The following is a 9973-nucleotide window of genomic DNA, read 5'->3' as shown; positions in this document are numbered from 1 at the left end:
TCGAGAGTTTTATTGATAAAAAATAAAACTCCGGAAACCCGAGAGCTTTTTGGCTCGAACAGACCGAGAGTTTTATTGATAAAAAATAAAACTCCGGAAACCCGAGAGCTTTTTGGCTCGAACAGACCGAGAGTTTTATTGATAAAAAATAAAACTCCGGTAATCAGCCGGAGTTTCAATCATCAATCAAAAAACGAACAGTCAATCAAACTGTTGTTTGTCATTATTTAAAAGTTTATGATCTACAAAGCAAAAGTGATTTTTAGAATTCAAGAACTTTTAAACCTTAGGATAAATTACCCTAAGTATGTTTTTAATATTTTACTTCTAGAAGTATGTTTTAATCTGCGGATTGCTTTTTCTTTAATCTGACGTACACGTTCACGAGTTAGGTCAAACGTTTCTCCAATTTCTTCAAGAGTCATTGGGTGTTGGTCACCAAGACCAAAATACAAACGAACTACATCAGCCTCACGAGGTGTCAATGTTTCAAGAGAACGCTCAATTTCAGTACGCAAAGATTCGTGGATCAATTCTCTATCTGGGTTAGGAGACTCACCAGAACGTAAAACGTCATATAGGTTAGAATCTTCTCCTTCAACAAGAGGTGCATCCATTGATAAGTGACGACCAGAGTTTTTCATAGACTCTTTTACATCATTTACCGTCATATCAAGTTCTTTTGCAATTTCTTCAGCAGATGGCGGACGCTCATTAGATTGCTCTAGCAAAGCGTACATCTTGTTGATTTTGTTGATAGAACCAATTTTATTCAATGGCAAACGTACAATACGAGATTGCTCAGCAAGTGCTTGCAAAATCGATTGACGAATCCACCATACAGCATAAGAGATAAATTTAAAACCACGCGTTTCATCAAAACGTTGTGCTGCTTTGATCAAACCTAAGTTTCCTTCATTAATTAAATCGGGAAGCGTTAAACCTTGATTTTGATATTGTTTTGCAACCGAAACCACAAAACGTAAATTTGCTTTTGTCAATTTCTCAAGAGCACGTTGGTCTCCCGCCTTGATCTTTTGTGCCAATTCTACTTCTTCATCAGCAGTAATAAGGTCAACTTTACCTATTTCTTGTAAATATTTGTCTAACGATGCAGTTTCACGATTCGTTACCTGCTTGGTAATTTTAAGTTGTCTCATGGTGTTGTCTCCTCAATTTTAAGTGTACATATAGTTATACGTACTAAGTACATTTAATGTTACAAAAAATATGAAAATAATTTTTTTTAGTTTATTTCATAGCAAAATCAAATGTGGGCATTCCCTACGGTCGGGCTATCCGCTATATCTTTGATTCCATTTCATTTCATCAAAGGATACCGCTGCTATCCCTAATGCAAAACCCGTCCGGCCAGAATATTTTTATTTAAATAGGAAAGTTAACCCCAAAAAAAATCAGCCACAGTTTACAATCATTTTCACAATTGAGTGAAAACGTTAGCAAACTGTGGCTGAAATGTAAAAGTCCAAAATGGAATTTTAAAACGATATTATGCTTCTTCTAACACTTCACCTTCAAACTCTCCAGCGATAATGTCATTGCGCTCCATCCAATATTCAGAGGTCATCATTTCGTAATTTTCATTGTCTACCGTGTTTAATTCCCATACAATTCCTTCCGCATCAGGAAACGGAGCCTCGGTAGTCATTGGTTCGTCAAAAAGACGTTTAATAAGTGTGGCCTCTGCCAAACCATTGTTCATGATTTTTAAGAATTGCTCTTTGGTCAAAACTTCTTTTTCTTGGCCGGTAATTTTACATTTTACCACAAGAGCTTTCGCATTCGGAAATTTCCCGTTGAAAGCATGGTGCAACATTTGGTTGCAATGAAACAAACGAGCATGTAGTTTGATCACAGGATATTCCTCGCAAACCTTGTCCAATAGCATATCATTTGATATTTGGTCAATTTGTCCTTCAGTCAATTCATCCGATAATTTGTAGGTCAAGATAATTACAGCAGCTTCATTTGGCTCATAGTCACTAATCGCCATAAACAGCAATTCGCGCAATTCTACTATGTCCTTGCTCTTTGCATCCGGAAAACCGTATAAACTCAAAAGGTTTACATAATCTTCAACAGACCAATAGGTATTCGATTCATCAATTGTTTGAATGTTGTCGATCGTAACTTGATATTTCATGTTGTTTGTTTTTTATGAAGTTAACTAAAAAATGGAGTATAATTTGAAAAAATCATACTCCATTTCACCCTTATGCGTAAAGGATTTGAATGTTATTTTTTTTTAACCGCTGGCTTAGATTTCTCTAATAATGCTTTTTCTATCGTTTCAACTCTCTTTTTAAGTTTTTCATTTTCAAGAGCATTGTTATAATTGGTTTTGTTGGTTTCCATTACTTTGTCAATCAAGCTCTCCAATTCTGCTGGCGACAGTTTAATGTATTCTACCACTTCTGTATTAGTTGTAGTTTTTGCTACGGCAGCTTTTTGAGCAACCACTTTTGCAGCAGTAGTATCTTTTACAACCACAACAGTAGGAGCAACTACTTTTGTCGTAACCACGCTGTCGGTAACAACTTTAGCTACAGGAACAATCACAATACTATCCTTTGCAACTGGTTGTACCACTTCTTTAGTTGCTGCAATTGCTTTAATTTGCTGTGCTTCTTGATTTTTAGCTGCTTTCTTTTCGATTAGAGCGACTTCTTCCAGTGCATTTTGTGCATTTTTCTTTTGTTCTAATATTACTACCGCTTTGTCGATATCATTATTGGCTTTCGCTTTTTCTAGATCAGCTTCAAGTCCATTAAGTTTATCTTGGTATTCTTGTTTTAAATTGGCGATTTTATCCGAGTTATCTGCGTTGTTTTGCGCAATTTTCTCATTGATATATACTTGCGTCTCCTTGTCTTTGATTTCCAATTGCTCATTCAGTTGCGCATTGTACACCTCATTTGGATTTGCTTTTTTACCACCAAAACTCAATTTAATTCCTGCATTGTACATAATGTGTGTTTGTAAATAATCAGGACTTGTTAAATCATCTATATCTGCGCCAGAAGTAATCATTCCTCTAACGCCACCAGTAATCAAGATGCTTTTACTTAACGGGATGTTTAATCCTAAACCTGCCGCAGCAAACTCTTCACTACCTACTACTGCATTTGTTTTTCCTAAATAATCACTTTGTGTGTTTAAAATACCTCCACCTAATATTAAGTAAGGAGTAACGCCGTTTCCATCATTCAATCTTGCTCTAAACTCCAAACCGTACATAGATAGGTGGTCAAACGAGGTCGAGATTTGTTCGTTTTCTGTTGATTGAAGGTAAAAAGCACGAATACCAGTGTACTGGTTAAAATCAAATCCAGCATACAATCCCATTAAATAGGTGTCTTTGAAAAGTGATTTATCATCAAATTTAATGTAGTTGATACTAGGTTCAATAATCCACTGTATACCTTTGAAACCATTACTAAATTTACTATAATAGGCCTTGTCTAGTTCGCTCATTGCACCAGGCTTTCTTCCTCCTAAGTAAAATTGTAAGGATGCTTGTGCAGACCAATTTGTCAATCCATTAGTTTCAAAATCGGCATTGGTCACACCAAAATCATTTTTGTTCTGTTCCGTAAGTAAATTTTCACCAGCGTTAAAGTTATAATTATTGTGTTTTCCTTCAATAGTAAAAACGATACGGTCAGTTAATTTGGTTTTAAAGCCAAGACCAAGACTGGTATATATTTGGTCAAAATCTGCTCCGTCTTTGATCGCAATGTTTTGCACTCCAGAACCTAATGTTAGGTAAGGAATAAAGCGCCCTTTACCTAGGTTAGTTTTGAATTCTCCTCCCCAACGGGTTAGATCAACATCTTGTGATTGAAACGTACCTTCATCGTAACCTATAATCCCAAAATCAGAAAATCTAGTTTTTAAACCTAAAGATTGCATGTAAACGGCACGGATTTCAACATATTCTCCAAAACCAAACCCGATTTTCCCTCCAATAGAGGTTGCGTTATCTAGACCAGATTGTTTGTCGTAAAAAGTGTAATCTACAAAAGGTGAAGCGGTAAAGCTAATGTCTTTTACTTGTGCAAATCCAAAAGTTGAGAGGAATAATAATAGGAGGTATATCGTTTTTTTCATGTGAAAATAGTATTAATTGTTTATATGATCTCTTCAGCAACCACAACTTGAGGTTCTATAGCCGAAGAATTCATTTTAAGAGTAGCAATTTCAAAATCTTTTTTATTAATGGTAATTTCATTTTTTAGATTCTCGATAATCGCTTCATTTTTCATTTGCTTGTTCTTATCCATAAGAAAGAAAAATAAGCAAAAGATCAATCCAAATGCCATAGTAATAAGCAGTGGGAATGTCGTGAAGATTCCAAATCCTAGATCAATGGCTTGAGGAGTGTGGAAGATCTCAAAGTTGAGGGTATACAAAAAAACATTCAGAATTAAATACCCAAGGAGTAAAATATTTCTCATAGTTTAATTGTTAAGTTTTTTTAATTTTTTTTCGATAGAAATAAGGTTTTTTATATTCCCTTTATATTCTTCAACTAATGGCGCTATTTCATTACCAGTTAAAAATGGTTTGTGTAAAGTGTCCGTTTTTACATAGTGGCTTAACGATTTTGTACCAAAGCTCATTATAATTTCTTGTTGTCTTTCGGTAATAATTTTCTCTTCTTTCTGAAGCGAAATTTTATCAGTGTACAAATGGATACGTTGGTTTGCTTCTTCAACTATTTCTGAACTTGCAACGTAAGCTTTAGCACTGGAGTCTTTTAGCTTCTCGGTAACTACCGTAGTCCCTTCAATTACATTATCAGTAACATTACCAATGAAATTTTTAATTGAATCAAGTGCTGAAATGGATTTTTTATCTGAAGTCTTTTTATCTGAAGTTTTTTTATTTGCCATGATTATTTAGTTTTTTTATTTTGTTGTTTTTTTCTTTTTCCGATGATATAAAATACTGCAAAAAGTATAATTACAATTCCTACTGCAATCAATGCATAGTATAATCTGTTTTGAGTTTTATTAGCATCAGCTTGGTTTTGAGAATTTAAATCGTGTTGCTCTGTTTTTACAGTTATGCTATCATTTAATGACGCTACAGATGTGTTGATGCTGTTTACGTTACCAGTAAGGCTTGATATTTGCGTGTCAATAGCGGTAATTTGATCGGTTACTTTAGACTCTTCTTCTTTTGCAAATTCTCCAAAAATGTCTTGAGCATTATAATCTTCTCTTATTTTTTTACTTAGAAAATCACGTTGACCATCAATCGATAATACTTGGTCTTCTACATCAGAGATGTTTCTAGTTAAGGCTTTTACTTTTCGTTTTTGATCATTTATTTTTCCATTGATTGCTCCTAATAAAGTGTCTATTTTTGCAAAATCTTTTGGCGCAGCACCTTTATCATATAATGCTTTGTGTTGTGCATCATAAACCACTTTTTCTTGATTTAATAGATCAATTTTTTTAGTAGCTAGTTCCATTTCTTGTTTTTGTAAGGTAACTTGCTCTTCTATGTTTTCTTTTTGACCTTTTAGTTCGTTCAGTTTTAAATTAACTCCTTGTATTCCTTTGTCAATTTTTGAATCGTTCATTCTCGCCATAGATTCTTTTGTGCTTTTTAACACGTTTAGCAACGAATCTTTTTTTCTTGAAAGGGCAACAATTTGTTGCTTTGCTTCTTCTTGCTCTTCAAGGGTCTTATTTAATTGTGAGTTGGTTTGAATAATTTCTTTTTTGATTTCTGGATTTTCGCCATCTTGTTTCTTAACGCAAGAACTTAGTGAGAGTATTGTTAATGCTACTAAAGTTATTTTTTTCATGTTGTTACTATTTAAATGATTTATAGTTAAGACACATAAAAAACTGATAGGTCACAATTATTTTAAAAAAAAGTGACTTTTCTATTTATTAAGTGTCTTAATTATAAGTTGCTTATTTAACATAAGAGCACGATATAATACAATCAGTTCTAAATTGAGAACTAATTTCTATTTTGACAACATTCAATAAATAATATAGTATGAAAACAAAAACGACCCTTATCCTATTACTTTTTACAACACTTTTCTTTGGACAAAACCACCAAGAGGGAGAGATAGTGATTTCAAAGCCTCATTTAATTTCGATCTTGCAAAAGTTTAAAAATCAAAAGACTGCAGTTGCGCCTAAAAATGAAATCACGAGTGAACTTATTTCAGAATATAATACGGTTAACAACGATAGCTTGACGCAAAGAATGAATCTGTTAGAGAATCGATTAGCTACTCTACGTATGAATAGAGATACTATATTGAAACAAAGAGTGATACTTGATACTGTTTTTACATCATCAAAAAAAATAACGGTTATAAGAGATACCATTTATAATACTGTAGTAAATAATACTCAAAAACCCCTCTATGTAGAAGATAGAAATAAAAGCTATGAGCGACAGTTGAACTTGTTAAATAATAAATATGACGCTTTACTGCGTAATCAAGAACGATTATTGATGCTCCAAAAAGTGAATACGATTGCAGTTCCAGCTGCAGTGGCGGTTGTTGCTGCGACCAGTACTAAGGCTGCTGAAAAAATAGAAACAGTTGCAAATGTAAACCGCGTAGATAATTTGGTTGTAGTTACAGATTCTCTAGCTTTAGAGCAAGCTGATGTTGCTATAAAGCCATCGGCTAAATTTGTTTCAGTACAAGAGATCTTGAAAGAGAAGTATGAAAAGGTACAAGCGCAAGTCTTTTTTGATAATAATGCTACAAAAATAGAACAAGGTGATGCTATACGTTTGGGAGAGGTAGCTCTAGATTTAGATGGCAATCCAAACTTATTAGTGTTTTTAGAAGGCTATAGTAGTAAAAAAGGAAATATTGATTACAATAATAAATTATCTTTACTTCGAAATGATGCGGTAAAACAGTTTTTAATAGAGAACGGAATCTCACCAAAAAGAATACTATCTCAACATCATGGAGTAGATACAAACAGTAGTACTGAAACTATGGCTCGTAGGGTTGATGTAAGTTTTGTAGTTAAAAATTAACTGTGTTTTAATAGTGACTTTGTAATAATAGTTGTGTCTAACTTATATAAAGGATATACAAAGTGGAGAAATACAAAGATGTAACTGACGAAGAATTGGCATCAAAAATTGGAGAGACTAACGATACAGTTATGTTTGGAGTTTTATATGATCGATACGAACATTTAGTTTATAATAAATGCTACAGTTTTGTTCGATCTATAGATGAAGCCAAAGATTTAACTCAAGATGTATTTCTACATGTTTTTGTAAAGATTTCAGGTTTTAACGGGAAGTCTAAGTTTTCTACATGGTTGTATTCTGTTACTTATAATTTTTGTGTTAATTATCTCAATCGTGATAAAGAGCGCAAGATTTCATCTCATTCAAATCAAGTAGAAGAACAGTATGACTTGGCTATCGAAGTAAATGACTCTACTTTGTATCAAATGCAAGTACATAAACTGGAAAAAGCACTAACGCTGATTCCTCCTGAGGACCGCATGATTTTACAAATGAAATACCAAGATGATGTGCCTATAAAGGAGCTTCAAGAAGTATTAGAATTATCTGAAAGTGCCGTTAAGATGCGGCTATCAAGAGCAAAAGTAAAAATCGCCGAAGTGTACAATAAATTAGCTATATAATGGAAAACGAGAATCCTTTCAAAAAAATAGGGCTTCCATTACAAGAAGTCCCTAAAGAATTAAAACAAAAGGTAATGGATGATGTTAACGCAGTAAAATTCATTATGGAAGTAACTAGTTTGTTTTCGTCAAACTATGCGTCAGCAATAGAAGGAATGTTTAAGACAAAAAATGATAATAATAATAACGATACAAAGAAATAAGATATGGAAGTTTTAGACCAGTTGAGATCAGATACTTTAAATACGGTAAATACACTTTTCTTTAAAATAGGTGAGGGGCTAATCAGTTTTATCTACGCATTACTTGTATTAGTTATAGGTTGGGTAATTTCAAAAGCAGTTATCTTTATTTTGCGTAAAGCACTCACAGTATCTAATATTGATAAAGTGGGTGATAAAATAAATGAATCTGATTTATTTGGGAAATCAGATTTCCAAATAAATATTTCTGAGATCATAATAGGTTTTGTGCGGTGGATTTTAATTTTAGTGTTTATGATTATCGCTGCCGATGTGATGCAGTGGACAATAATATCTGTTGAAATAAGTAACTTGTTACGTTATTTACCAAGATTATTTAGTGCTATCGCGTTGTTTATGATTGGGATATACATCGCTAATTTTGTTAGAAAAGCAATACATGGATTGTTTACATCCTTAAATATGAGTGGCGCAAAAATGATTAGTAGTATCGTGTTTTACGGCATTGCAATTTTAGTAACCATTACGGCACTTAATCAAGCAGGTGTAGATACGACCATTGTTACAAATAATATTACGATAATTTTAGGTGCTTTTTTACTAACTTTTGCTTTGGCATTTGGATTAGGATCCAAAGATGTAATTACTAATTTGTTGTTTACTTTTTATGCTAGAAAAAACTACACTGTAGGTGAGCATATAAAAGTTAATGGCAATGAAGGTGAAATTATCGCGATAGATAATATCAGTTTAACACTAAAAACGGCATCAGGAAAGGTAGTTATCCCCATACTGCAGATTATAGAAAGTACAGTTGAGGTTAAAGAATAAAATTCAAAATTAATAAGATTTAAAATATATAAAATGAAAAAAATACTACTTATAGCATTCTTGTTTGGTTGTTTTGCGAATTCCTATGCGCAGAAAAAAGCCAAAATAAAAGGAGATAAAAATGTAATTGAAAGGACATATACACTTAATGGTTTTGATACAGTTGAAATATATGATGATCTTGAAGTGACATTTACAGCCGGAAATCTTAGTAATAATTACTTTCTTAGAACAGATGCTAATCTACAAGATGTTATAAAGTTTGAAGTTGTAGATAGTATTCTTAAAATAAGAAGTTCGGCAAGAATTACTTCAAGTAAAAAAATGGAGATTACTTTAAATGTTACTACTATTCATGCTATAAAGCTGTATAATGACGCACAAATAAAGCAACTAGGATCTGTAGTTGTCACCGACGATTTTGATATTATGGGTCAAGATGATTCAAAAATGAAATTGAATATTACAGCTAGAAATATTAATTTCAGTCTAAGTAATGATGCAGATGCAGAAGTGGACTTACAAGCCGAATCAATAAAAATGATCTTAAGTGATAAAATTGATGCAGAAGCAATACTAAAAACAGAATCACTCGATTTGCAAATGTATAAAGATGCAGAGCTGTCTGCAAGTGGTGACGCTGAGAAATTAAGGATGAGTTTAGTAGGAAAACCAATTTTAAGAGCAGAAAAGTTAATGGTTCGTAATGCAGATGTAATGCAACATGATGACTCAGAAGCTACGCTAAATTGTTCTAAAGAAATTGCTGTTTTTCTGGAAGGGAAATCAAAACTTTATTTACATAATACTCCAAATGTAATAATGAATGGAATAAAAGGGAAGTCGGAGTTATTGAAACGATAATTTGCTACATCAAATGTTGAAATTTAGACTCTATCAATGCGTGATTTAGTTTGATTTTTATGTTAAATAAAAGTACTTTAAACCTAGACGCTGTTCTGGGTTTTTTTTGAGGGTAAATTTTTAGTAATGTCAATATGTTTGCTTTGTAGTCCAATAAGGTTTTATTAACAATCACAAGTAACAGTTTGTCACGCTGAAAGCGTCACGTTAAAATGCTTAGCTATCTTGGAGTCTTTCCGAGTGATATCGTTAGGTGATTATAAATCTCGATATATGTTTTGTAAATCAAAGCAAGCGTTGTTATTCAGCAGTAGTCGCTAATTGTTAACAGGTAGTAGTTTGATTTATTTGGAGTCGTAAATAGAACGTTCACGGCTTGTTTGAGATGCTTTCAGC

At 33.0% G+C, this 9973-nt stretch carries 12 protein-coding genes; 6 read left to right on the top strand and 6 right to left on the bottom strand.

Translation table 11 applies throughout. From position 1 onward, the window contains the following. A partial coding sequence (locus HNQ00_RS16285; protein WP_217425251.1) for a hypothetical protein occupies positions 1–231 on the top strand: 231 nt, incomplete at its 5' end. 65 nt (positions 232–296) lie between these two features. Here the strand turns inward: HNQ00_RS16285 and HNQ00_RS05455 are convergent. The 6 genes from HNQ00_RS05455 to HNQ00_RS05430 all read right to left on the bottom strand — a co-directional run bounded on the left by HNQ00_RS05455 (position 297) and on the right by HNQ00_RS05430 (position 5839). Next, positions 297–1160 (bottom strand): sigma-70 family RNA polymerase sigma factor, encoded by an 864-nt coding sequence (locus HNQ00_RS05455; protein ID WP_026707723.1) that lies wholly within the window; start codon positions 1158–1160, stop codon positions 297–299. A gap of 350 nt (positions 1161–1510) precedes the next feature. After that, a complete protein-coding gene (locus tag HNQ00_RS05450; protein ID WP_173837305.1) occupies positions 1511–2164 on the bottom strand; it encodes a hypothetical protein in 654 nt (217 codons plus the stop codon). A 92-nt stretch (positions 2165–2256) separates the two neighbouring features. Continuing rightward, entirely contained in the window at positions 2257–4131 is a 1875-nt protein-coding gene (locus tag HNQ00_RS05445; protein ID WP_173837304.1) for a TonB-dependent receptor, read from the bottom strand. A gap of 20 nt (positions 4132–4151) precedes the next feature. Further along, a complete protein-coding gene (locus HNQ00_RS05440) occupies positions 4152–4433 on the bottom strand; it encodes a hypothetical protein (protein ID WP_173837303.1) in 282 nt (93 codons plus the stop codon). A gap of 48 nt (positions 4434–4481) precedes the next feature. Beyond that, positions 4482–4916, bottom strand: coding sequence for a hypothetical protein (locus HNQ00_RS05435; RefSeq protein WP_173837302.1), 435 nt, complete (start codon positions 4914–4916; stop codon positions 4482–4484). A gap of 2 nt (positions 4917–4918) precedes the next feature. Beyond that, positions 4919–5839, bottom strand: a complete 921-nt coding sequence (locus HNQ00_RS05430) for a hypothetical protein (RefSeq protein WP_173837301.1) — start codon at positions 5837–5839, stop codon at positions 4919–4921. A 200-nt stretch (positions 5840–6039) separates the two neighbouring features. Between HNQ00_RS05430 and HNQ00_RS05425 the strand changes: the two genes are divergently transcribed. The 5 genes from HNQ00_RS05425 (at position 6040) to HNQ00_RS05405 (ending at position 9577) form a co-directional block, all read left to right on the top strand. After that, the gene (locus HNQ00_RS05425; RefSeq protein WP_173837300.1) at positions 6040–7053 is read left to right on the top strand and encodes an OmpA family protein; all 1014 of its coding nucleotides are present in this window, start codon (positions 6040–6042) and stop codon (positions 7051–7053) included. 62 nt (positions 7054–7115) lie between these two features. Beyond that, positions 7116–7679 (top strand): RNA polymerase sigma factor, encoded by a 564-nt coding sequence (locus HNQ00_RS05420; RefSeq protein ID WP_371738876.1) that lies wholly within the window; start codon positions 7116–7118, stop codon positions 7677–7679. Further along, on the top strand, positions 7679–7882 hold the full coding sequence (locus tag HNQ00_RS05415) for a hypothetical protein (protein ID WP_173837299.1): 204 nt from the start codon (positions 7679–7681) through the stop codon (positions 7880–7882). Before HNQ00_RS05420 ends, HNQ00_RS05415 begins: the two co-directional genes overlap by 1 nt. A 3-nt stretch (positions 7883–7885) precedes the next feature. Next, positions 7886–8713, top strand: a complete 828-nt coding sequence (locus HNQ00_RS05410; RefSeq protein ID WP_173837298.1) for a mechanosensitive ion channel family protein — start codon at positions 7886–7888, stop codon at positions 8711–8713. A gap of 33 nt (positions 8714–8746) precedes the next feature. Then, positions 8747–9577, top strand: coding sequence for a GIN domain-containing protein (locus HNQ00_RS05405; RefSeq protein ID WP_173837297.1), 831 nt, complete (start codon positions 8747–8749; stop codon positions 9575–9577). Positions 9578–9973: the final 396 nt, after the last annotated feature.

It is taken from the genome of Flavobacterium aeripolare (assembly GCF_013294025.1).
In the GTDB taxonomy this organism is placed as follows: Bacteria; Bacteroidota; Bacteroidia; order Flavobacteriales; family Flavobacteriaceae; genus Flavobacterium.
This window is presented reverse-complemented; position numbering and strand designations above follow the sequence as displayed.

Excerpts from the sequence above, each read along its gene's own strand:
- HNQ00_RS05415 (WP_173837299.1), top strand. The coding sequence starts at position 7,679 with ATGGAAAACGAGAATCCTTTCAAAAAAATAGGGCTTCCATTACAAGAA.
- HNQ00_RS05405 (WP_173837297.1), top strand. The coding sequence starts at position 8,747 with ATGAAAAAAATACTACTTATAGCATTCTTGTTTGGTTGTTTTGCGAAT.
- HNQ00_RS05450 (WP_173837305.1), bottom strand. The coding sequence starts at position 2,164 with ATGAAATATCAAGTTACGATCGACAACATTCAAACAATTGATGAATCG.
- HNQ00_RS05410 (WP_173837298.1), top strand. The coding sequence starts at position 7,886 with ATGGAAGTTTTAGACCAGTTGAGATCAGATACTTTAAATACGGTAAAT.
- HNQ00_RS05445 (WP_173837304.1), bottom strand. The coding sequence starts at position 4,131 with ATGAAAAAAACGATATACCTCCTATTATTATTCCTCTCAACTTTTGGA.
- HNQ00_RS05425 (WP_173837300.1), top strand. The coding sequence starts at position 6,040 with ATGAAAACAAAAACGACCCTTATCCTATTACTTTTTACAACACTTTTC.
- HNQ00_RS05455 (WP_026707723.1), bottom strand. The coding sequence starts at position 1,160 with ATGAGACAACTTAAAATTACCAAGCAGGTAACGAATCGTGAAACTGCA.
- HNQ00_RS05430 (WP_173837301.1), bottom strand. The coding sequence starts at position 5,839 with ATGAAAAAAATAACTTTAGTAGCATTAACAATACTCTCACTAAGTTCT.
- HNQ00_RS05435 (WP_173837302.1), bottom strand. The coding sequence starts at position 4,916 with ATGGCAAATAAAAAAACTTCAGATAAAAAGACTTCAGATAAAAAATCC.